The 23,348-nt window shown below is 74.5% G+C and carries 14 protein-coding genes; 5 read left to right on the top strand and 9 right to left on the bottom strand.

What is annotated here, in order from left to right:
- Window positions 1-85: 85 nt before the first annotated feature.
- Window positions 86-2,749 (top strand): Hsp70 family protein, encoded by a 2,664-nt coding sequence (locus tag AC2A1K_RS11570; protein ID WP_483896441.1) that lies wholly within the window; start codon window positions 86-88, stop codon window positions 2,747-2,749.
- A 6-nt stretch (window positions 2,750-2,755) separates the two neighbouring features.
- On the opposite strand, the gene AC2A1K_RS11565 is transcribed toward AC2A1K_RS11570, so the two are convergent.
- The 5 genes from AC2A1K_RS11565 to AC2A1K_RS11545 form a co-directional block, all read right to left on the bottom strand.
- Window positions 2,756-3,028, bottom strand: a complete 273-nt coding sequence (locus tag AC2A1K_RS11565; protein ID WP_483896440.1) for a hypothetical protein — start codon at window positions 3,026-3,028, stop codon at window positions 2,756-2,758.
- A gap of 240 nt (window positions 3,029-3,268) precedes the next feature.
- Window positions 3,269-4,681 carry an aspartate aminotransferase family protein gene (locus AC2A1K_RS11560; RefSeq protein ID WP_483896439.1) on the bottom strand — a complete coding sequence of 471 codons (1,413 nt, stop codon included), beginning with the start codon at window positions 4,679-4,681 and terminating at the stop codon, window positions 3,269-3,271.
- Between the two features lie 195 nt (window positions 4,682-4,876).
- Window positions 4,877-9,586, bottom strand: coding sequence for a Pls/PosA family non-ribosomal peptide synthetase (locus AC2A1K_RS11555; protein ID WP_483896438.1), 4,710 nt, complete (start codon window positions 9,584-9,586; stop codon window positions 4,877-4,879).
- A 191-nt stretch (window positions 9,587-9,777) separates the two neighbouring features.
- The gene (locus AC2A1K_RS11550; RefSeq protein WP_483896437.1) at window positions 9,778-11,049 is read right to left on the bottom strand and encodes an aspartate kinase; all 1,272 of its coding nucleotides are present in this window, start codon (window positions 11,047-11,049) and stop codon (window positions 9,778-9,780) included.
- Window positions 11,050-11,458: 409 nt separating this feature from the next.
- Window positions 11,459-11,773 (bottom strand): hypothetical protein, encoded by a 315-nt coding sequence (locus AC2A1K_RS11545; RefSeq protein ID WP_483896436.1) that lies wholly within the window; start codon window positions 11,771-11,773, stop codon window positions 11,459-11,461.
- 286 nt (window positions 11,774-12,059) lie between these two features.
- Between AC2A1K_RS11545 and AC2A1K_RS11540 the strand changes: the two genes are divergently transcribed.
- From AC2A1K_RS11540 to AC2A1K_RS11530, 3 genes are all read left to right on the top strand, one after another.
- Window positions 12,060-13,259: an AAA family ATPase gene (locus tag AC2A1K_RS11540; protein WP_483896435.1), complete on the top strand. Its 1,200-nt coding sequence runs from the start codon at window positions 12,060-12,062 to the stop codon at window positions 13,257-13,259.
- 228 nt (window positions 13,260-13,487) lie between these two features.
- Entirely contained in the window at window positions 13,488-13,823 is a 336-nt protein-coding gene (locus AC2A1K_RS11535) for a GroES family chaperonin (protein ID WP_337705901.1), read from the top strand.
- 47 nt (window positions 13,824-13,870) lie between these two features.
- Window positions 13,871-15,901, top strand: coding sequence for a VanW family protein (locus tag AC2A1K_RS11530; protein WP_483896434.1), 2,031 nt, complete (start codon window positions 13,871-13,873; stop codon window positions 15,899-15,901).
- Here the strand turns inward: AC2A1K_RS11530 and AC2A1K_RS11525 are convergent.
- Both AC2A1K_RS11525 and AC2A1K_RS11520 read right to left on the bottom strand, forming a co-directional pair.
- Window positions 15,882-16,823, bottom strand: a complete 942-nt coding sequence (locus AC2A1K_RS11525) for a DUF72 domain-containing protein (protein WP_483896433.1) — start codon at window positions 16,821-16,823, stop codon at window positions 15,882-15,884. The two genes, AC2A1K_RS11530 and AC2A1K_RS11525, sit on opposite strands and share 20 nt — an antisense overlap.
- A gap of 47 nt (window positions 16,824-16,870) precedes the next feature.
- Entirely contained in the window at window positions 16,871-18,748 is a 1,878-nt protein-coding gene (locus AC2A1K_RS11520) for an acyl-CoA dehydrogenase (RefSeq protein WP_483896432.1), read from the bottom strand.
- 158 nt (window positions 18,749-18,906) lie between these two features.
- On the opposite strand from AC2A1K_RS11520, the gene AC2A1K_RS11515 reads away from it, so the two are divergent.
- Complete coding sequence (locus AC2A1K_RS11515) at window positions 18,907-21,336, top strand: FUSC family protein (protein WP_483896431.1); 2,430 nt, start codon at window positions 18,907-18,909, stop codon at window positions 21,334-21,336.
- Here AC2A1K_RS11515 and AC2A1K_RS11510 read toward each other — a convergent pair.
- Window positions 21,279-22,583, bottom strand: a complete 1,305-nt coding sequence (locus AC2A1K_RS11510; protein ID WP_483896430.1) for a D-arabinono-1,4-lactone oxidase — start codon at window positions 22,581-22,583, stop codon at window positions 21,279-21,281. The two genes, AC2A1K_RS11515 and AC2A1K_RS11510, sit on opposite strands and share 58 nt — an antisense overlap.
- A gap of 78 nt (window positions 22,584-22,661) precedes the next feature.
- Entirely contained in the window at window positions 22,662-23,231 is a 570-nt protein-coding gene (locus AC2A1K_RS11505) for a DoxX family protein (RefSeq protein ID WP_483896429.1), read from the bottom strand.
- Window positions 23,232-23,348 lie beyond the last annotated feature (117 nt).

Here is a 23,348-nt window from a genome sequence, read left to right as displayed (position 1 = left end):
CCGCCGTGTCGTTCGATCAGTGCGACCACTCGGCTTTCACCGCCTCTCCGGTTACGATCAGTAGCAATATCGGGGAGGGGACCTGATGTACAGCCTCGGTGTCGATATCGGGACGACGTTCGTCGCCGCCGCGATCGCTCGGGACGACCAGGTCGAGATGGTCAGCCTCGGGGACCGGTCGGTGGCCACGCCCTCCGTCGTCTACCTGCGGGAGGACGGGTCGCTCCTCACGGGCGACGCCGCGGCCCGCCGCGCGGTCAGCCACCCCGACCGCCTGGGCCGCGAGTTCAAGCGCCGCCTCGGCGACCCCACGCCGATCTTGCTCGGCGGCACCTCGCAGCCGGTCACCGCGCTGCTCGCCGCATTGCTGCGTGACGTGCTGACGAGTGTCAGCGACACCGAGGGCGGCAAGCCGGAGCGGGTCGTGCTGACCCACCCCGCGAACTGGGGGCCGTTCCGCCGCGGCCTGTTCGAGGAGGTGCCGACTCTCGCGGGGCTCGACAACCCGCCGACGGTCACCGAGCCCGTCGCCGCCGCCGCGCACTACGCCTCCTCCCACGAGCTGCGTGACGGCGAGGTCATCGCCGTCTACGACCTCGGCGGCGGCACCTTCGACGCCACCGTGCTGCGCGCCCGGGACGGCGGTGTGGAGATCCTCGGGTCGCCCGAGGGGATCGAGCGCCTCGGGGGTGTCGACTTCGACGAGGCCGTCCTCTCGCATGTCAACCACGCCTCCGGCGGCGTCCTCGACGACCTCGACCTCCGCGACCCGCAGACCACCGTGGCGCTCGCGCGCCTGCGGCAGGACTGCGTGCTCGCCAAGGAGGCGCTGTCGGTCGACACCGAGACCGTGGTCCCGGTCTTCCTGCCCGGGCGGCACTTCGACGTCACGATCACCCGCGGCGAGCTCGAGAACATGGTCCGGGCGCCGCTCGAGACCACGGTGACCGCGCTGTCGCGCACCCTGCGCTCCGCCCAGGTCGATCCGTCCGAGCTCAGCGCCGTCCTGCTCGTGGGCGGCTCCTCGCGGATCCCCCTCGTCGCCGAGATGGTGGCCGCGGAGATCGGGCGCCCGACCCTCGTCGACACCCACCCCAAGTACGCCGTCGCGCTCGGCGCCGCGATCCTCTCGTCCGCCCTGCCCGACCCCACGGGGCGTCGGAACGCGGCTCCCGCAGCTCCGGCAGTACCGGCAGCCACCACCCCGCCGACCCGGCCGTCGCCGCCCTCCGGGCCGATGCCGGTCGTCGGACCGCCCTCGGGCGGCTTCCCCGGGGCGCCGCCGCCCGGTCAGCAGCGCCCGGGACCGCAGCCGGTCGGGCAGCAGGCGGCCACCCCGGCCGCACCACCCCGCCCGGCCGCACAGCCCCCGCAGCAGGCACCCCGGCAGCAGGCACCCCCGCCGACGCCGGCGTCGTCCGACCGCGCGACGACCACGACGATGTCGCCGGGGGAGCAGTCCTCCGGCGACACGACCACGAACATCGGTACGCGGCGCGGTGACACCGGGCGCGGTGGCGGCCGCCCGGCCGGGCCCGCGGGCCCCGGTCGGGGTGGCCCCCCGCGGGGCGGATCCCGGGACGACCGGGACGACGACGCTCCGACCGGCCCGGTGCCGCTGGGGCCCTCGACCGGCTCGTTCGGCGCGGGGAGCCCGCCGCCGTCGCTGTCCCTCCCGGCCCCGGCGACCTCCCGACGCCGCCGCCTCCTGGCGGTCGTCGCCGGGGTCCTCGTCCTGGCCCTCCTCGCCGTGGTCGGCGTCCTCGGCTTCCGGTTGCTGGGCGTGAGCACCCCGCAGGAGGAGGCGGCCGACGCGCCACCGCCGACCGAGGTCGCCGCGAGCGTCCCGATCCCCACGCTCGGCACGTCGATCCCGGTGGGCCAGACCCCCGGGTACGCGCAGGTCTCCCCGAACGGCCGGCTGGTCTACGTCGCCAACCGCACCGCGGGCGTGGTCACGGTCGTCGACACGTCGGTCAACGCGGTGACCGCGACGATCCCGGTCACGTCCGGCCCGCCGCAGTACGTGACGTTCGCCCCGGACGGGAAGCGGGTCTACGTCAGCGTCTTCGACGACGCCCGCACGATCGCCGCGGTCTCGGTGCTCGACACCACGACCAACCAGGTCGTCGCGACCATCCCGGTGCAGACGCGGCCCTTCGCCGCGGCGGTGTCCCCGGACGGCTCCCGCCTGTGGGTGCCGAACCACGACTCGGGCTCGATCTCGGTCATCGACACCGCGTCGAACACGATCGTCCGCGACGTGGAGGTGGCTCCGAACCCGCACTGGGTCGAGTTCTCCCGTGACGGCACCCGGGCCTACACGCCCAACCACGAGTCGAACCTGATCACCGTGCTCGACACGGCGACCTTCGGGGTGGTCGCGGAGGTCCCGGTGGGCACCAGCCCGCACAGCGTGGCGGTGAACCCCGCCCGCCCGATGGTCGCCAACGTCAACTACGACAGCGACGACGTGACGGTGATCGACACGGACACCGACGCGCTGGTCGCGACGATCCCGGTCGGGGACAACCCGCAGGAGATCACCTGGGCGCCCGACGGGCGGTTCGCTTATGTCGCGAACAACTCGAGCAACTCGGTCTCGGTGATCGACGCGCAGACCCTGGCGGTCACGGCCACGCTGCCGACCCCGCCGGGTCCGAGCAGCGTGGCCGTCACCCCGGACGGCCGCACCGGCTACGTCACGACCATCCAGGGCGGCGTGCTGGCGGTGCTCAACCTGTCCTGAGGCTCGTCACGCGGCGGCCAGCAGCGCGCGGGCGGCCGGGGTGAGCTCGGGGGCACCGGTCGGCGCCACCCGGATCAGGCCGGCGGTGCGCAGGCGCGCCCCGGCGAACTGGTCGGCGCAGCAGCAGCCGTCCACCACCAGCGCGAAGCCGGTGCCCGGCGCGACGGCCACCCGGCCGGCGGCGATCGCGGCGAGGATCGCGCGGTCGCGACCGGTGACGGCGGCCTTCATCGACACGGTCGTGGCGGTGGGACGCTCGAGGGTCGCGGTGCTGGTCATCGTGGGCTCCGGTGGGTGCGGTCCTGCTGGTGGTGTGGCTGGTGGTGTGGCTGGTGGTGTAGCTGGTGGTGTGTGGTCCTGCTGACACCTCGAAGCCTGCTCCGTGGCGGGCCTCGCCAGGAGGACGTGCGCCCTACGACCGCCGGGGCCGACCCACCTCCCGGAGTGGGGTTGTCCCTACCGACGCGACAGGGCACCACCGCTCGCGGCGGTCGTGCCCTGTGCGTCGTGCTCGGTCGACTACGCCGCGGCCGGCACCTCCGGGCCCAGCGCGCCGCGGACCGCGTCGACGAGGATCGTGCAGGCGATGTCGACCTGCTCGGCGGTCACGTTGAGCGGCGGGAGCATCCGCACCACGCAGTCGTCACGGCCGCCCAGCTCGACGATGAGACCGGCGCGCAGGGCGCGGGCCTGGACGTCCTGGGCCAGCGCGGTCACCGAGCGGCCGTCGGCGGGCGCGGCGAGCTCGACACCGAGCATGAGCCCGAGTCCCCGGACCTCGACGACGCCCGGGTCCTGCTCGAGCTCGGCCAGGTGCGCGAACACCTGCGCGCTGCGCTCGCGGACGTTGGCGAGGATGTCGTCGCGCTCGACGATCCGCAGCGTCTCGACGCCGGCGGCGAAGGCGAGCTGGTTGCCCCGGAACGTGCCGCTGTGGGCACCGGGCGCCCAGACGTCGAGGGACTCGTCGTACATGATGATCGCGACGGGCTGCCCCATGCCGGAGAGCGCCTTGGAAGCGACCACGACGTCGGGCTCGATGCCGTACTGCTCGAACGCCCACCAGGTGCCGGTGCGGCCGCACCCGGTCTGCACCTCGTCGACGATCAGCGGGACGCCGAGCTCGCGGGTCAGCGCGCGGACGCGCTGCACGAACTCCTTGCGGGCCGGGATGACCCCGCCCTCACCCTGCACCAGCTCCATGATCACCGCAGCTGGCAGCGCGACTCCGCCGTTGGCGTCGTGGAGCGCCCGCTCGAGGAGGGCGACGCAGTTGGTCTGGCAGCTCTCGGGCTTCAGCGCCAGCGGGCAGCGGCTGCACGAGGAGTAGGGGAAGAACTGGACGCCGGGCATGCCGTTCCGGATCGGGCGCTTCTGCGCGACCAGGCCGGTCATCGCCATGGCGGCGTGCGTGCTGCCGTGGAAGCCGCCCTGGAAGGACACGATGTCCCCGCGACCGGTGGCGGTCTTGACGAGCTTGATCGCGGCGTCGACGGCGTTGGCGCCGGTCGGCCCGCAGAACTGGATGCGCATCCGGTCGCGCATGCCCTCGGGCAGCATCGCGAGCTGGGCCTCGGTGAAGGCGTCCTTGGCCGGGGTGGCCATGTCGAGACCGTGGGTGAAGGTGCCCATCTGCAGGGCGGCCGCCGCGACGACCTCGGGGTGGTTGTGGCCGAGCGAGAGGACGCCCGCGCCGCTGAGGAAGTCGAGGAAGACGTTGCCGTCGACGTCACGGACCCAGCTGCCGGCGCCCTCGGCGATCGCGAAGGGGAAGTGGCGCGGGTAGGCCCGCGCGTTGGACTCCCGCTGGCGTTGCCGGGCGAGCAGCTCCTCGGAGCGGGGTCCGGGCAACGGGCCCGCGACCCCCGGCGCGGCGGTGTCGCGCAGCGCGGGGGTGATCGGGGTGACGGTGGCGATCGGGCTGGCGTTCATCTCGGCTCCTGGCTGCTTCGCGCGTGGCGGCGGTGTCGAGGGAGAGCCTGCTGCGCGGCGGGGTCGCCGACCATCGCGTCGACCCCCGGTCGCCCGGGGCGGTCCCGCCTCCGCCGGGTGGGGTCTGCCCCACCGCAGGCTGCGAGTGGCACGTCCCGCAGGTCACTCGATCATGCGGGGGCCGGCCGTGGGAGATCAGCCGCGGCGGGAGCCCGGCAGTGGGGTCCACCGCGGGACGTCGTCGTCGGCCGCGGCGGCGGGGCGCACTGCGGGTCGCGGGGCCGCGCTCCGGGACCGGCCGGTACGGACGCCGGGCAGCGGCGTGACGACCGGGAGCGACCGGGCCGGGCCACCGAGCAGGTTGACCGTGGCCGGCGCCTCGGTCGCGGCCGAGGCCTGTGCCTCCGGGGCCGCCGGGCGGGCCGGGTACGGACCGGCCGGGCGAGCGGGCGGGACCGGGCGAGGCGCCGGACGGGCCGGAGCCGGGTGCGGGCCGACGACCGGACGCGCCGGGGGTGCGGGACGCGCCGGGGGTGCGGGACGCGCCGGGGGTGCCGGGCGAACCGGTGTCGCAGCGGCCGGACGGGCGGGGCGAGCCTGAACCGGAGCCGCCGGGCGGGCCGGCGGGACCGGACGGACCGGACCGGACGGCAGGCCCTGCGGGCGACGCGGGGCGCCGGCCGGGCGGGGGCCGACGGGGACGCGCGCCGGAGCCGTCGGCCGCACCGGCGCGGGGCGCCGGACCTGGGCGGCGAGCAGCGCGAAAGTCGGGGCGTCGAGGTTGACCGCGACCGTCGCGGCGTCGAGACCGGTGCCCACCGGAGCCTGGACCCGCACCTCGGAGGCGGGGTTGCCCTGCCAGCGGGCGAACGCGGCCACCTCCTCGCCCTTCATGAGGAAGGAGTCGGCGGCGAGCGACGAACCGTCGCCCATGACCACGCCGTAGTGCACGAACGTCGCGACGCCCAGCACCACGCCGTCGCCGAGGGTCGTGTGGTCGGACTTGAAGGTGCCGTCCTCGAGGGAGTGGCACTGGATGACCGAGCCGGCGTTGAGGACGGCGTCGTCACCGATCGCGACCAGGGTCTTCTCCGGCATCGAGACGCCGTCGTCGAAGACGCGCCTGCCCATCCGCACGCCCAGTCCGCGCCACAGCAGCGTCCGGAACGGGGTGCCGGCCAGGGCCGGGGTGGCGAGCAGCTTCCAGAGACGCTCCTGGCGCCAGAACACCGGGTCGTAGATCGAGCAGAACTGCGGGCTCAGGCGGCCGAAGCCGAGGGCGGCGCGCTCGACGAGCACCGGGATAATCATGAGGAGGACCGGAGTCACGGCGGACACGACGACGAGGGCGAGGACGCCGAACGCGGCCCAGAGGTCCAGGGCGCCGCCCGCGAGCAGCAGGGCGACGAAGCCCTGGAGGGCGCGGGCGGCGAGGAACAGGACCATGCTCGTCGCGTTGTGCCGGTTCTTGGCGGCGAGGCGGCGCAGGCGCTCGTCCTCGGGCAGCGCGAACTCGGAGTCCCGGGCCACCGAACGCGGGATCTCGAAGGCCGGCGAGCCGAGCAGGCCGACGTCGTGGCGGACCGGCCCGTCGACGGGGACGGCGACCTTCGTCGCCAGCAGGACGTTGTCGCCGATGCGGGCCTCGGCGGGCATGGCGACCGCGTTGCCGAGGAAGTTCCGCTCGCCGAGGGCGATCGGCATGACCCGGAACGAGCTCACCGAGTGCTGCACGTTCTGCATCGACAGGCCGTCGGAGACCATCGTCCCGGAGCCGACGGTGCACAGCGTCGGGGCGTCCTGGCGCAGCTCGGTGCCGAAGTTCGAGCCGGTCTGCTGCAGGCCGGGCATGCGGTAGCCCAGGGCCCGCAGGTAGGTGGTGACGATCGAGCCGTCACCGAAGAGCGTCATGAAGAACTCGGAGTTGCCGACGCCGGTGACGACGTCCTGGACGACGCGGTGGAACCCGTGCAGCGGGTAGACGACGCCGGGGCGGACCAGCGGCTGCAGGAGCCGCGGCACCAGCACGTGCACGGCGAGGCCGGCGGTGACCGCGAGGACGAACAGGCCGAGCGCGACGCCGGCGACCAGCGCGTGGAAGGCGGGGTCGGAGAGGTGCGCCCGCTGCGGGTCGAGCAGGCTGCCGAGGGCGGGGACCGCGCGGAAGACGAGCACGCCGGCGCCGAGCCCCAGCGAGGCCGAGACCAGGGCGGCGAGCACCTGTAGCACGGCGAACACCGTCGGCCGCACGCGGCTCGGCGGGGTGGGGGGCAGCGCGCGGAAGTCGGTGCCGGTCGGCTGGGCCGGCGCGCCGTGCCAGCGGGCACCGTCGGGGACGATCTGGCCCTGCGCCAGCGACGAGGCGTGGCCGAGCTGGGCGCCGCGGCCGACGACCGTGCCGATGTCGAGGACGGCCTTCTCGGAGACGAACGCGTGGTCGCCGATGGTGACCGGGCCGAACTCGAGGTGACCGGCGACCGCGCGGTAGCCGGTCCAGGAGACGTCGCGCTCGACGAGGGCGTCGCGGCCGATGCTCACGAGGTCGGTGGCGACGGGGACGTTGGCGGAGAGGATCACGGCACCGCGGCCGACGCGGGCGCCGAGCAGGCGCAGGTGCAGGTTCATCAGCGGTGAGCCGGGGCGGGCCAGCGGGCTGACCCGCGCGAGCGTCTTGACCAGCCAGACCCGGAAGTGCCCGGCGCTCCAGATCCGGACGCGGCCCGGGCGCCACCGGCCCATGAGCAGCCACTTCGCCGCGACCGGCACCACGCACGCCGCGAGCAGCGTCCCCGTGCCGAACAGCGTCGAGCGGGTGAGGACCTCGGTGGCGTCCACGCCGCCCGCGACCCACACGACACCGCGCTCGAGGACGACGGAGCCGACGACCAGCGAGATCAGCGCGACGACGAGCTGGGCGACGCCGGTGAGCACGTGACCGACCGTGCTGCCGCGGACCACGGTGCCGGTGCGGGCAGGCGGGACCGGCCGCCGTGCGGGCGTGGCAGCAGCACCGCCGGTATCACCCGTGTCGCCCGTGTCGCCCGTGTCGCCCAGGAAGCGCGCGAGCTCGCGGACGCTCGGGTTCGCGTAGACGTCCCTGGTGGCGACGACGCTGCCGATCTCGCGGACCCGGGCGGTGTACTTCGCCAGCACCAGGGAGTTCGCGCCGAGCTCGTCGAAGAAGTGAGCGGTGGCGGAGACCGTCGCGACCCCGAGCAGGCCGGCGAGCAGGCCGGCGAGCGTGCGCTCGAGCTCGGTGCCGGCCTCGACGTGCGGGGCGTCGGCGGCGGCCGCCGCGGCCCGGGCACGCGGGACGGGCAGGGCCTTGCGGTCGGCCTTGTCCGAGGTGGTCATCGGGATCGCGTCGAGCTGCTCGAGGAAGGCCGGAACCATGTACGTCGGCAGGCGCTCCGCGAGCGCCGCGCGCAGGGCCGCCTCGTCGATCGCCGGCGTGTCGGCGCGCAGGCTGTAGTAGCCGACGAGCTCGACCTGTCCCGGGACCGGCTCCCAGGTGTCCACCACGGCCGCGGCGACGCCTGGGAACTGCAGCAGCACCGACTCGATCTCGGTGAGCTCGATGCGGTATCCACGGATCTTGACCTGGAGGTCGATGCGGCCGCTGTACTCGATCTCCCCGTCGGCGTTGACGCGGCCGAGGTCACCGGTGCGGTAGATGCGCCCCGACGGGTTGTTCGCGATGCCGAGGAAGTCCGGGATGAAGGCCTTCTCCGTCTTCTCCGGGTTGTTGAGGTAGCCGCGCGCCAGCCCGATCCCGGCGATGCCGATCTCGCCGACCTCTCCGTGCGGCAGGGCACGCGTCGGGTTCTCCGGATCGAGGACGACCGTCGCGTACGTCGGCAGCGGGATGCCGATCGTGACGGCCTTCTGCGGGTGCAGCTCGGTCCAGGTGGCGGTGACGGTGGCCTCGGTGGGGCCGTAGACGTTGAGGAAGCGCCGGCCGGGGGCCCACCAGCGCGCGATGAGGTCCTGGGGGCACGCCTCGCCGGAGACCAGCAGGAAGCGCAGTCGCGGTAGCTCGTCCTCGATGGTCGCGAGCAGGGTCGGCACGCACGCCATGGCCGTGACGCCGCGGCGGGTCAGGAACTCGTGCAGGTCGTGCCCGAGCAGGCTCGCGCCGCGGGGCTTGGGGACCAGCGTCGCACCCGCCACCCACGACACCCAGATCTCCTCGATCGAGAAGTCGAAGGCGATCGTCAGGCCCTGGTACATGCGGTCGCTCGAGCGCAGGCCGTAGACCTCGCCGGCGACACGGACGAAGTTGCCGATGCTCGGGTGGTCGACGGCCACGCCCTTCGGGCGGCCGGTGGAGCCCGAGGTGTAGATGATGTAGGCGAGCTCGTCGGTGGGGGTGCCGCGTTCGTCGTCGGTGAGGCGGTGCCCGGGCAGGCGGTCGATCCGCGCGGCGTCGGCGTCGGCGAAGACCAGGTCGGCCTCGAGGCCGTCGACCTCGGGCAGCCGCTCGCGCACGGTGGTGAGCGTGAGGACGGTGCGGGCCTCGGCGTCGGCGAGGATGTACGCGATCCGGTCGGCGGGGAAGCCGGCGTCGAGCGGCACGTACGCGGCGTGGATCTTCAGCACGGCGAGCATGCCGATGTAGGCCCACACCGGCTGGTCGAGCAGCAGCGCGATGCGGTCGCCGGGGCGGCTGCCGCGGGCGAGCAGGTGGCGCGCGAGCTGGTTGGCGCGGACGTCGAGCTCGTCGAAGGTGAGCGTCACGTCCTCGTCGTCGACGGCGAGGTGGCCGGCGCGGCCGTAGGCGCGCATCCAGTCGCAGCGCTCCTCGAAGACCTGGTCGAGACGCTCGCCGCGGCGCGTGCGCAACCCCTGGGGACGCTCGCGGTCGATGAGGACCAGGTCCTCCCGGGTGGTCGTCGGTGTCCTCACGGCTGCCTCCTCGATCCGTCGTCGCTCACCGAGAACACTGGCCGTGCCAGGCCGCGTCGGGGATGGAGCGCGCACCCGCTCCGGTGCGGATCGCCCCCGTCCCGGGGTGGGGTTCTCCCCCCCGGCACGCCGTCGCACCCCCCTCGCCGGCGGCGACGGGGGTGCGACGGGGGTGTGACGGTGCGGGTCGGTCAGGCGACCACCCGCAGGTCCGGCCGGGGACCGCCCTCGAGCGACGGGCGATCCGCCGGCACCGCCGGGGTGCCCGCGGCGTCGGTCACCAGGGCGGCGTGCAGGACGCGCAGGGCGTCGTCGACGTCCTGCGCGGCGACGTGGACGGTGATCCGCGCGGGGCTGGTGGTGACGATCCGGGGCTCGATGCCCGCGGCGGCCAGCACGTCGAGCGCGGAGGCGGCGACCTCGGGGCGCCGGGTGAGCCCGGAGCACACGACACCGACCGTCCCGAGCTCCTCGTGCACGGCGACGCCGATCCCGGCGGCCTCCAGCGCCGCGGAGACCGCCGACGGCGCGGCGTCCTGCACGGTGAACCGCACCTCGGAAAACTCGATCAGCGACGCGCCGAGGGCGAGGCCCCGGCGCGCGAGCGCGGCCGCCACCGCGCCGGGCGTCGCTCCGGGCGCGGCGTAGAGCGGCTCGACCCGGCGGTGGCCGACGCCGGCGACCGCGACGCCCTCCAGCTCGGCGCACGGGTCGGGGCGGGAGCCGACGACGGTGCCGTTCCCGGAGTCGAAGCTCGACCGCAGGTGGATCTCCACCCCGTGGACGGCGGCGAGCTCCACCGCGCGCGGCTGCAGCACGCCGGCGCCCGCCTCCGCCATCTCGAGCATCTCGTCGGTGCGCACCGAGGCGAGCGGCCGGGCGTCGGGCACGACCCGGGGGTCGGCGGTGAAGACGGCGGGCACGTCGGTGAAGATGTCGCAGCGCGACGTGCCGAGCGCCGCGGCCAGCGCCACCGCGGAGGCGTCGGAGCCGCCGCGGCCCAGGGTGGACACATCGCCGGACGCCGTGACGCCCTGGAAGCCGGTGACGAGCACGATCGCTCCGCGGTCGAGCTCGGCGTGGATGCGGCGGGGGTCGATGTCGGCGAGGCGGGCGTGCCCGTGCCCGTCGTCGGTGGTCACGCCCGCCTGGGCCCCGTCGAGGGAGATGGCCGGGACGCCGAGCTCGGCGATCGCCATCGCGGTGAGGGCGCAGGAGATGCGCTCGCCGACCGCGAGCAGGGCGTCCGTCTCCCGGGGGTCCGGGGACGGGTTCAGCTCATGGGCCTGGGCGAGGAGCTGGTCGGTCGTCTTGCCCATCGCCGAGAGCACCGCGACGACACGGTGGCCGGCCTGGTGGGCCGCGACCATGCGCCGGGCGACGGCGCGGATGCGGTCGTGGTCGCCGACGGACGTGCCGCCGAACTTCCACACGAGCGGCGGGGTGGGCTGCTGGGCGGTCATGACATGCCTCCTCGTCGTCGAGGCCGCCACTTGGCGCGTGCCCCGGTGCTTTCCTGGTGATGAGCCTGTCCGGTGCGCGGCGCCGGCAGCAGCGTGCCGACCCCCGGACCGGCGGAGCCGCCCCCCGCGCCGCGGGGGGACACCCCCACCGCTCGGACGCACGGCGGCTCCACCCCTCGCGGGAGGGACGGAGCCGAGGAGCGAGGGACGCCCTGACTGCGTGGCGGGCAGCGAGGGCGCCCCTCGCCCTTCCGGGGCCGGGGGCCGCCGGGTCAGCGACGCCGCTGCGGCGGGGGCACGACCGTGGCCGGCGGGCCGGGCCGGTGGCCCGGGGCGGGCCGGGCGGGTGGGGCCCGCCGGACGCGGGCCACGGGGCGCGCGGGGCATCCCGTTCATGATCGGCGTGGCGCTACGGACACTGAGTGTCTGCGACGCCACGCCGCTGACACGACCCGCACGCGCGCCGCCGGGGGTCATCGGGCGGGGCGATCCAGCCGAGCGCGACGACACCGACGAGGCCGATGACGCCCGCGCGGACCAGCAGCGTCGCGACGGCGGCCCGCCCGGTCGGTCCGGGTACGACCCGGCACCGGTCGGTCGTGAACGCGAACGCGAGGCCGGCCAGCACCGCGAACAGGGCGGCGGAGCGTCCGCCGGCGACGAGCTGGGTGGTCGACGGGTCGCCGGCCGGGGTGGTCTCGGAGAACGAGTGGACGGCCGTCATCCCGAGCAGGGCCACGCCGCGGGCGGCGTCGACGCCGAGCAGGCGCGGCGTCGCGGCCGCGGCGGTGGGCGGTCGGGGGACGCGCGCAGGACGGGGTCCGGAGTCATGCCTTCTTGGTAGGCACCCGGACGGTCCCGTCTCATCGTGTCCGCCCCCGTCGCGGGGGAGCTGTCCCTACCGCGACACGCCGATCGCGGATTCTCGGGAGATATCGGGCGAGCGCTAGAGAGGCCCATACGCTCCGATCGGCAGTGGCGACCGTTGGGCCGACCCGTGGAGGGCAGCCATGGACCCCGTGCGGAACCCGTACGCCCCCGGCGCGGGCCAGCGCCCGCCGGAGCTGGCCGGTCGTGACCGCGAGGTCGACGCGTTCGACGTCGTCCTCGAGCGCGTCGCGCGCGGTCGCCCGGAGCGCAGCCTCGTCCTCACCGGGCTGCGCGGGGTGGGCAAGACGGTGCTGCTCGGCGAGCTGCGCTCGATGGCCGTGCGGGTCGGTTGGGGCGCGGGCAAGCTCGAGGCCCGCCCGGACGCCGATCTGCGCCGGCCGCTGTCCGCGGCGCTACACCGGGCGATCCGCGACCTGGCGGTCCACCACCGCGCGCCCGACCGCGTCGAGGAGACGCTCGGGGTGCTCAAGGCGTTCGCGCTCAAGGCGACGCCGTCCGACGCGAAGATCAAGGATCGCTGGCAGCCGGGCATCGACGTCCCGGTACGCAACGGCCGGGCGGACTCGGGCGACATCGAGATCGACCTCGTCGAGCTGTTCGGGGTGTGCGCCGAGCTCGCGGCCGACGTCGGCGTGGGCATCGCGCTGCTCATCGACGAGATGCAGGACCTGCGCGAGGACGACGTCTCCGCCCTGTGTGCCGCCTGCCACGAGCTCTCGCAGTCCGGGGCCCCACTGGTGGTGGTCGGCGCCGGCCTCCCGCATCTGCCCGCGGTGCTCAGCGCCTCGAAGTCCTACTCCGAGCGGCTCTTCCGCTACGTGATGATCGGCCAGCTCGACCGTGCGGACGCCGACCTCGCCCTGACCGTCCCCGCCAAGCGCGAGGACGCCGAGCTCACCGAGGCCGCCCTCGAAGCGCTCTACGAGGTCTCCGGCGGCTACCCGTACTTCGTCCAGGCCTACGGCAAGGCGGCCTGGGACGCGGCGGTGCGCAACCCGATCGACGCCGACGACGTGCGCATGGCCGCCCCGGAGGCGAGTGCCGAGCTGGCGGTCGGGTTCTTCGGCTCCCGCTACGAGCGCGCGACCCCCGCCGAGCGGGAGTACCTGCAGGGCATGGCCGAGATCGCCGAGGGCCGCGACGAACCCGTGCCGACCTCCCAGCTGGCCGCGCACCTCGGCCGCAAGCCCTCCTCGCTCTCGCCGGCGCGCGACAGCCTGCTGCGCAAGGGCCTCGTCTTCTCCGCCGAGCGCGGCTGGATCGCGTTCACCGTCCCGCACTTCGGGCGCTTCCTCCTCGGCCGCGACGAGGTGTCGTGACGACCTCTAGTCCGAACGAGTGAATCACCACGACGCTGATAACACGCACCGGTCCGGGGCCGAACTACCCGACGAGCCCCGTGGCGCTGCCGGACCCCCGACCTGGCAGGGCCACGGGGCGTTCCACGTTCCGGACCCTTCTCGGCCCGCTCCGTGGGCATTCCGGACACATCAGCGGCACCCGGCCCTGCGCTCTGGGCCAATCCGGGCGCCCCGTACGATCCCGGCGTGTCGGATCCCAGGCTGGAGATCCAGATGCTCCACGACCGTGTGATGGTCGCCCCCGTCCAGGGCGAGGGTGAGCGCCGCAGCAGTGGAGGCATCGTGATCCCCGCGACCGCCCAGCCCGCCAAGCGGTTGGTGTGGGGCGAGGTCTACGGCACGGGACAGCACGTCCGCAGCGTGGCGGTCGGGGACCGCGTGCTCTACGGCCTGGACGACCACTTCGAGGTCGACGTCTCCGGGCGCAGCTTCGTGGTCCTCCGCGAGCGCGATCTGCACGCGGTCGCGAGCGAGACCAGCGAGTCGACGAGAAGTTCGAGCGGGACGGGGTTGTACCTGTGACGTCACCAGGGGGACGGACGCCCGAGGACACGACCGTCGACGCGACCGTGGACACGGACGCGCCGTCGGACGCCCTCGACGAGCCGACCCGGGCCCTGTCCGGCGACACCGTCGGGACGCCGGGCAGCACGGTCGTCGGGTCGCTGCTGGAGACGGACCACACCGGCCACACCGACCACACCGACCACACCGACCACACCGAGCACACCGGCCACACCGGCCACACCGGGCCGGGCCCCGTCGAGGCGACCGATCCCGACCGCACCGCGTGGATCCCCACGGTCCCCGGCGACACACCCCCGCCCGGCGGCAGAGCCCACGAGGCCCCGTCCGGCGGCGGACGCCGGCGCCCGCTGCTGATCGGGGCGGCCGTCGTCGGGCTCCTCGCGGTCCTCTACGTCGGCGACCTGCTGCTGTCCTCCACCGATGTGCCCCGCGGCGTCGCCGTCGCCGGTGTCGAGATCGGCGGCATGAGCAAACCCGAGGCCGAGCAGGCGCTGACCTCACAGCTCTCCGGCCGCACCACGGAGCCGGTGGACCTGCAGGCCGGCACGGCGGCGGCCACCGTCGATCCGCGGGCCGCGGGCCTCGAGCTCGACGTCGAGGGCACCATCGCCCGCGCCGGCGAGCAGCCCTTCAACCCGTGGACGCGGCTCACCTCACTGTTCGGCACCCGCGACGTCGCCCCGGTCACGCGGGTCAACCCGTTCGCGCTCGGTCAGGCGCTCGACGGCGTCCGCCCGCAGCTCGACCGTCCCGTCACCGAGGGCACCGTCCGCTACGAGGGCACCGAGCCGGTCGCCGTCCCGTCGGTGCCGGGTTCGGTCGTCGACGGGACCACCGCCGGTCAGGCCGTCGTCGACCACTGGCTCGACCCCGTCCCCGTCGCGCTGCCGGTCACCGAGACCCCGGTGACGGTGACCCCCGAGGGCATCCAGCGCGCCATCGACGGCTTCGCCCGCTCGGCCGTGGCCGGCCCGCTGACCGTCGTCGGCGACGCGAAGAACGCCACGGTCACCACGTCGGCGATCACCTCGTTCGTCCGGTTCACCCCCGACGGCAACGGCGGTCTCACCCCCGGCATCGACGAGCCCGCCGCGATCGCGGCGATCGAGCCGCAGCTGCGGACCACCGTGACCGAGCCGCGCGACGCCACCCTCGCGTTCAACGACGCCGCGGCGACCGTCGTGCCGGCCGTGGTCGGCCGCGAGATCGACTGGCCGCGAACGATCTCGGGGATCGTCGAGGCCCTCGAGCGCCCCGACGGCGAGGCCCCGCCGGTGTTCACCCCGCCGCCGACGGCCCCGGGCGCCGAGCCGGCGGCTCCGCCGCCCGCCACCGGCCGCGCGATCAACGCCGTCTACACCACCACGCAGCCGCGCGTGACCACCGAGTCGCTCGAGGCCCTCGGCCCGGCCGAGCTGATCGGCGAGTTCACCACCCGGGGCTTCAAGCCCGACTCGGGGCAGAACATCCGGCGCGTCGCCGAGATCGTGAACGGCCAGGTCATCGCCCCGAACTCGGTGTTCAGCCTCAACGAGGCGTCCAGCCCCCGCAACGAGGCCAACGGCTTCGTCCCCGCCGGGATCATCGACGACGGCGCCCCGGGCCGCGGCGTCGGTGGCGGCGTCTCGCAGTTCGCCACGACGCTCTACAACGCCGGCTACTTCGGCGGGCTCCGCAACGTGGAGCACAAGGAGCACAGCTACTACATCAGCCGCTACCCGGCGGGGCGCGAGGCGACGGTCTTCGAGGGATCGATCGACCTGCGCCTCGGCAACGACGGCCCCACCCCGATCTACATCCGGACCCAGTGGACCCCGTCGTCGATCACGGTGCAGCTCTACGGGATCAAGCGCTACGAGGTCACTTCGGAGCCGGGGCCACGCACCAACCAGACCCCGCCCGGCGTGCGTGACCTCAGCGCCAACCCGGAGTGCAACGCCTCCCAGGGCTCCGAGGGCTTCACGATCACCGACACCCGCGTGCTGCGGAACCTGCAGACCGGCGAGGTCCGCCGTGAGCCGCGGACCGTCCGCTACGAGCCGCAGCCGACGGTCACCTGCAACGGTCGGTGAGCTCCTCGGCGGAGGCTTCGTCGAACGACTCGTTCTCGCGCATCCAGCTCGCCGGTCGACCGCAGCGCTCGCGCAGGCCCATCGCGTCGAACGGCGCGTGCACCTTGATGTCGTTGTCGAAGTAGACGACGACGTCGCGGCCGTCCGGTGCCGCGGGCGGCGGGTCGTCGGGGACGACGGTGTCCGGCGAGGCGGGCGCGTCACCGGCCGACCAGGCTCGGACCCGCTGCGCCCAGCGGTCGAGGGAGGCGGCGGTGTAGCCGCTGGCGTAGAGCTCGGTGTCGCCGTGCAGGCGCACGTAGACGAGGTCGGCGGTGACGTCGTCGAGGCGCGGGAACGTGCCGGCGGTGTCGGAGACGACCAGCGCCACACCGTGGCGCCGGAGCTGGGCGACGAACCCGGGGTCGCGGAAGGTCGCGTGCCGGACCTCCATGGCGTGGCGCAACGGGCGGTCGTCGTCGGTCCCGGTCCAGGGCTCGGGCACCTTGTCGGTGTGCCCGCCGGCCATCGCGGCGGCCTCGCCGGTGGTGCGGGGCAGCAGGGCCAGGAAGTCCTCGATGCGCTCGGCGTCGTAGCCGAGGTTCGGCGGCAGCTGCCAGAGGACCGGCCCGAGCTTCGGTCCGAGCGCGAGGGGGCCGGAGGCGAAGAAGTTCGCCAGCCCCTCCTCGACGCCCCGCAGCTTCTTCATGTGCGTGACGAAGCGCCCGCCCTTGACCGCGAACACGAAGTCGTCGGGCGTGCGCTCCGCCCACGTCCGGTAGCTCGAGGCGCGCTGCAGCGAGTAGAAGGAGCCGTTGATCTCGACGGTGTCGAGACGCTCGGCGAGGTAGGTCAGCTCACGACGCTGGACCAGACCCTCCGGGTAGAACACCCGCCGCCACGGCGGGTAGATCCACCCGGAGGTCCCGATGCGGATGCCCATGTGAGCAGGGTTCCCGGCTGTCGCCGGGAAGGCCACTCACCTACGGGTCAGAACGATGCGACGTCCATCTCCATGATCGAGTTCTCGGCACCCTCGATGATCGCGCGACGGGACGAGAGCTCCGGGAGCACGTTGCGGGCGAAGAAGCGCCCGACGGCGATCTTGCCCTCGTAGAACGCCTGGTCGCGGCCGGCACCACCGGCGTCGAGCACCTGGCCGGCGACCTCGGCCTGACGCAGCAGCAGCCAACCGATGAGCATGTCACCGACGCTCAGGAGGAAGCGGACCGCGTGCTGGCCGACCTTGTAGAGGTTGGTGACCTCCTCCTGCGACGAGGTCAGGAAGCCGACCATCGCCCCGAGCGACGCCTGCACGTCGCCCAGTGCGGTGGCGAGCAGTGCGCGCTCCTCCTTGAGACGCCCGTTCCCGCTCTCGGCGTCGAGGAACGCCTGGACCTGGCCGGCGACGTGCATGAGCGCCTGGCCGTTGTCCCGGACGATCTTGCGGAAGAAGAAGTCCTGCGCCTGGATCGCCGTGGTGCCCTCGTACAGCGAATCGATCTTGGCGTCGCGGATGTACTGCTCGATCGGATAGTCCTGCAGGTACCCCGAGCCGCCGAGGGTTTGCAGCGCCTGGATCAGCTGCTCGGACGCCCGCTCCGACCCGACGCCCTTGACGATCGGGAGCAGCAGGTCGTTGACCTTCTCCGCGAGCGCGATCTCCTCGGCGGAGACGGCGCCCCCGCCCGGATCTCCTTCTCGGCCGGCCTCGGGCGCCTCGCCGAAGCGCACGACGTCCTGGTAGGTCGCGGTGAACGCGTACACCGCGCGCAGCCCCTCCGCGTACGCCTTCTGGGTCATGAGGCTGCGGCGCACGTCGGGGTGGTTGGTGATCGGGACGCGCGGAGCGGTCTTGTCGGTCTGCTTGGTGAGGTCGGCGCCCTGGATGCGCTCCTTGGCGTACTCGAGCGCCCGCAGGTATCCGGTCGACAGGGTGCCGATGGCCTTGGTGCCGACCATCATCCGCGCGTACTCGATGACCTGGAACATCTGCGCGATGCCGTCGTGCACCTCGCCGAGCAGCCAGCCGATCGCGGGCGTGCCGGTCGCGCCGAAGGTCAGCTCGCAGGTGGCCGAGGCGTTGAGCCCCATCTTGTGCTCGACGTTGGTGACGTAGACGCCGTTGCGCTCGCCCGGCTCGCCGGTGGTGTGGTCGAAGTGGAACTTCGGCACGAGGAACAGGGACAGGCCCTTGGTGCCCGGCTTCGCGCCCTCGGGGCGGGCCAGCACCAGGTGCATGATGTTCTCGTGGAGGTCGCCGGAGTCGCCTGACGTGATGAAGCGCTTGACGCCCTCGATCGACCAGGTGCCGTCGCCGTTGTCGCGGGCCTTCGTGCGCCCGGCGCCCACGTCGGAGCCCGCGTCGGGCTCGGTGAGGACCATCGTGGCGCCCCAACCACGGTCGACCATGAGCTGGGCCCACCGCTTCTGCTGCTCGGTGCCGTTGCGGTAGACCACCGAGGCGAAGTTCGGGCCCGCCATGTACATGAACACCGGGGCGTTGGCGCCGAGGATCATCTCGCCGGCCGACCACTGGACCGAGGGCGGCACCCCCATGCCGCCGATGGCGTTGTCGGCCGACAGCCGCCACCACTCGCCGTCCCACAGCGCCCGGTAGGACTTCTTGATGCCCTCGTCGAGGTGGGCGGTGTTGGTCGCCGGGTCGAAGCGCACGGGGTTGCGGTCGCCCGACTCGTAGGAGTCGGCCAGCGGTCCCTCGGCGATCGACGCGACCTCGCCCAACAAAGCGCGCGCGGTCTCCTCGTCGGCGTCCGCGAACGGGCCCGAACCGAAGCGGTCCTGGACGCGGAAGACCTCGAAGAGGTTGAACTCGATGTCGCGGACGTTCGCGCGGTAATGGCCCATCCCGCCTCGCTCCTGTTCACCGGGTGGTGTCGGTCGACGTCTTCTACCGACCGGTAACCCAAGACTATTACTCACAGGTAACCCTGTCGAGGTCGGGCTGGGCGCCGTCCCCCCGTGCGAGACTCCGCGGGCCACGGAGCGCAGCGAGGGAGGGGCGGGTGAGGGGGCGGCGATCGGGCGGGTCCCTCGACCTCCGGACATGGCTCGCCGGCGTCGACCCGGGCCTGACGCGCCTGCGCCTCGCGTCGATCGCGATCGCGGCGATGATCCTCGCGGTCGGGGCGGTCGCGCTGGGCCGGGCGCTGCTGGCACCCTCCGAGCCGGTCACCGTCCTGCTGTTCGCGGGCGTGCTCGCGATGGTCTCCAACCTCGCCGTCAACGAGCCCGACCTGCCGCGACGGCGCGTGACCACCGCTCTGATGCTCCTGCCCGCGGCCGCGAGCACGGTCGCCGGGGCGTTCATCGCGCCCTACCGGATCCCCGCGGCCGCGGCGTTCGTCGCGGTCATGGTGATCGCGGTCTGGGTCCGCCGGTACGGCCCGCGCGGGTTCGCGCTCGGCTTGGCGGCCTTCATGCCGTTCTTCTTCACCCAGTTCCTCCAGGTCGCGCCGGCGCAGGTGCCGTGGCTTCTCGTGGCCGTGGTCGCCGGGATCTCCTCGACCCTGCTGCTGCGCGGGGTCGTCTTCGCCGAGCGCCCGGCCCGCACGCTGCGGCGGATGGTCGCCGCGTTCCGCGCCCGGGCCCACGCGCTGGTCGGAGCCACCGACACCGTGCTCGCCGCCATCGGTGCGGGCGGGCCGGACGAGGGTGACCTCGAGGCGCTGCGGCGTTCCCGCGCCCGCCTGCAGGAGGTCTCGCTGCTCGTCGAGGACGCCCTCGAGCAGACCACCGCCGGCCGCGTCTGGCCCGGCCTCGAGGACGCCACGCTGGCTCTGCGGGTCGCCGACGCGGAGCTCGCGCTCGAGCGCCTCTCCGTCGTCACGCGACGCCTGGCCCTGCCGCAGCGGAACGACCCGGAGGAGCCGATCGACGCCCCCGTCGTCGCCGCGCTGCGCACCGGGCTGCGGCACCTGCAGACGGCGCTGACCTCCGGACAGCGGCACCAGGCGATCCTCGAGGCGGCCAACGACGCCCGCGCGGCCGTCGCCGGGCTCGTCGCGGACACGCGCCCCGGCCACGAGCGCGTCCAGCGCACGGCCTTCGCCGTGCGCCGCGTCGCCGACGCGATCCACCACGCCCAGGTCGACGCGCCCGCCCGGCGTCCCCAGGGCGGCGCGCCGGGCGCGGGTCCGCGGCGGCCACCGCCCCCGCCGGCCGGCGGCGGCCCCGCCCCGGACACGCTGGACGAACGTCCCCCGCCCGACGGTCGGCCGGGCCCGGCATCCGAGCGTCCCGAGGACGACGACGTGCGGCGGGAGACGGAGCAGTCGGACGAGCACGCCGACAGGGGAGCTCGACCCGTGGACCCGGAGACGGAGCCCGCGTCGGGGACCGGCGGCATCGCGCTGTCCACCCGCCAGGCCGTGCAGGTCGGGGTGGCGGCGACGCTGGCGATCGTCGCCGGCGAACTGATCGCGCCGTCGCGCTGGTACTGGGCCGTGATCACCGCGTTCGTCGTCTTCGCGGGCACCAACAGCCGCGGTGACCTGCTCTCCCGCGGCTGGGGACGGGTGCTCGGCACGGTCGGCGGCGTCGTCGCCGGGATGGGACTCGCGGCGCTCGTCGGCGGCAACACCGTGGCCTCGTTGCTGCTGCTGTTCGTCTGCGTCTTCCTCGCGCTCTACCTGGTGCGGGTGTCGCCGTCGATGCTCGCCTTCTGGATCACCGCGGTGCTCGCACTCGTCTACGGCCTGATCGGCCAGTTCAGCGTCCAGACGCTCGTGCTGCGGATCGAGGAGACCGCGATCGGCGCGGCGGCGGCCGTGGTGGCCGCGTTCCTCGTCCTCCCGCGCGGCACCCGGACGGCGTTCGGCGAGGCCGTGAACGAGGTCGTGGACACCATGGACCGCGTCCTCGCGGAGGCGATCGACCGGCTCGTGGGCCGGCGGCCGACGGCGACGCCCCGGGAGAGCGTGCGGGCCATGGACGACGCCCTGGCCACCCTGCGCCTGCGCGCCCAGACCCTCGCCGCGCCCTTCGCCCGCCGCCGGGCGCGGTCGAGCTACCAGCGCGGGCTGCGCGTGCTCGTCGTGTGCGACGTCTACGCGCGCTCGTTGGCCCGCACCGCCGACCACGTCGCCGACCCCTCCTGGGCCGCGACGCTGGACCCGGCGGCGGCGCGGGTGCGCGCCAACCTCGACGGGCTGCGCGACGTCCTGGTGCGCGGCCGGCGGGCCTCCGACGGCGGGCGGGTCCGCGCCCGCTCCGCCGAGCAGCTCGTCGACGCCGCCGAGGAGCACGCCGCGCGGACCGGGGACCCGCACCGCCGCGCGATGATGCTCACCGCGGCCCGGCTGCTGCGTCGCGTCGACCAGGCCGTGGTCGCGCTCGCGATCGACCTGGGGGCCGCGGAGGACCTCGAGGAGGACGGTCAGTCGCCGAGCACCGCATCCAGCGCGGGCGTGGAGAACACCCGGTCCGGGTCGTAGTCGTCGCGGACCCGGCGGAAGTCGGGCAGTCGCGGGTAGGCCGCAGCGGTGTCCTCGACGGTCCAGTCGGAGCGCGACGCCCAATGCGGGCGGCCGCCGTGGTCGCGCAGGACGCGCCACGCGCGCTCGAGGACCGGGGCGTGGTCGGTGCCACGCGGGACGCGGACGGCCACCCAACCCGTGGCGCGGTCGTGGGCGGGGTGCAGCCAGCCGGTCTCGGGCGGCCCGACCCGCAGGCGCACGGGCAGCCCCACCTCGAGTCCGTCGTCGGCGAGGGCGGCGAGCAGCCGGCGGGTCCCGGCGGCCATCGCGCTGCGGGGCAGCGCCCACTCGGTCTGCTCGAAGCGCACCGCGGGTGGGCTCGAGAGCACCCGGTGCATCGGTCCCGTCGCGGTGACGGTGCGCGCGAGCCGGGACACCGCGCGGTTGAAGCGCGGGACGAGGCGGGGCAGCGCCCGCTCCACGAGCACCGCGCCACCGAGGGCGTTGCGCCCGGTGGCCCCGGCCACCGTGACGCCGACGGTGCGCTCGGGGGCGTCCTCCTCGTCGTCCGCGTCGTCGATGTCGGCGTGCTCGGGGCGCGGTTCGACCCAGCGGGTCAGCGCCGTGCTCGCCGAGGGGAAGACCGCGGCCTCGACCACCGGGTGGGCGGTCCAGAAGTCCTCCGAGAGGACCTCCTCGACGGGCCTCGGGGCGCGCGTGACCCGGACGCGGCCGGCCGGCACCACCGCGAGCTCCGCCTCGAGCACGACGCCGAGGGCGCCGAGCGAGGTCCGGGCGGCGTCGAGGTCGGCGACGGAGACGTCGCGCAGGCGCCCGCGCCCGTCGACCAGGCGCAGGCCCACGACGGCGGAGGACAGCGACCCGACCGCGGATCCGCTGCCGTGCATCCCGACGGCCAGCGCGCCGCCGACCGTGGGGGCGGCGAGCTCGAGGGGCGCCTCGAGCGCGAGCCCCCGCTCGGCGAGCTCGTCATGGAGCCGGGCGAGCGTGGTTCCGGCCCGCACGCGCACCGTGGGTCCGTCGGCGCGGACGCCGACGCCGGTGACCCCGCTGAAGGCGGAGAGGTCGACGTGCACGCCGTCGGTGACGGCGATCGCGCTGAAGGAGTGCCCGGACCCCACCGGCCGGACGGCCTGTCCGCGGTCGGCGGCTCGGCGCACCACGGCGGAGACGCCGCTGTCGTCGAGCGGGCGCACCGTCGCCGTCGGCCGGCACTCCTGGCCGCCCGACCAGTTCGTCCACACGGCCGCCACCCTAGGTGCTGGCGAGACGAACCGGGCCGGTGCCGGGGCCGCCACCGTCGGCAGCGGCCCCGGGCTGGATCACGACGCGAGCGAGCCGATCGCGACGTCGACACCGTCCACGACGTTCTTCCGGACCTTGTCGCCGGCCTCGCGGAGCTTGTCGCCCGCGTCGTCGGAGTGCCCGGTGAGCTCGTCGGCCCGCTTCGCCAGCTTGCGGGCCGCGCGGCGGCCGCGCCAGCCCAGCGACGGCTTCCCGCCCGTGTCCACCGCGGCCAGGATCAGCCCACCGAGGATGCTGACGTTCTTGAGGAACTGCTGCTGGTCGGCCTGCTTCTCCGCCGGGTCCGACTTCTCCCAGAACGGGTGTCCCGCCACCGTGGTCGGCACCAGGGTCGCGGCCAGCGCCAGCGACGCCACCCGCGGGAACCTGTTGATCGCCAGCAGCGACCCCGCGGCGATCTTCACCCCGGCATCGATGCGGACGAGCTGGTGGGGCTCGGACGGGACCTGCTCGGGCAGGCTGGGCGCCGCCTTCTCCAGCAGCGGCGTGGCCTTCTGGATGCGCGGCTCGGGATTGAGCAGGGTGTCGACCCCGCCCTTGATGAAGATGGCGGCCAGCATGGGCCGGGCGAGACGACGGACGATCACGGGAGCGACCTCCACGGGCGCGACGAACAGCTCGAGTGCGGCGCCGGGACGGGCTCGCCTGAGGCCGACGGGGCGGCCCGGGGCCGACAGCGGCCGCAGCATAGCCCCGCACCGGAG

The sequence above is a fragment of the Actinomycetospora sp. 2LY8.5 genome, from assembly GCF_057180585.1.
The sequence above is the reverse complement of the archived record's forward strand: the minus strand, read 5'-3'. Positions and strand labels throughout refer to the sequence as shown.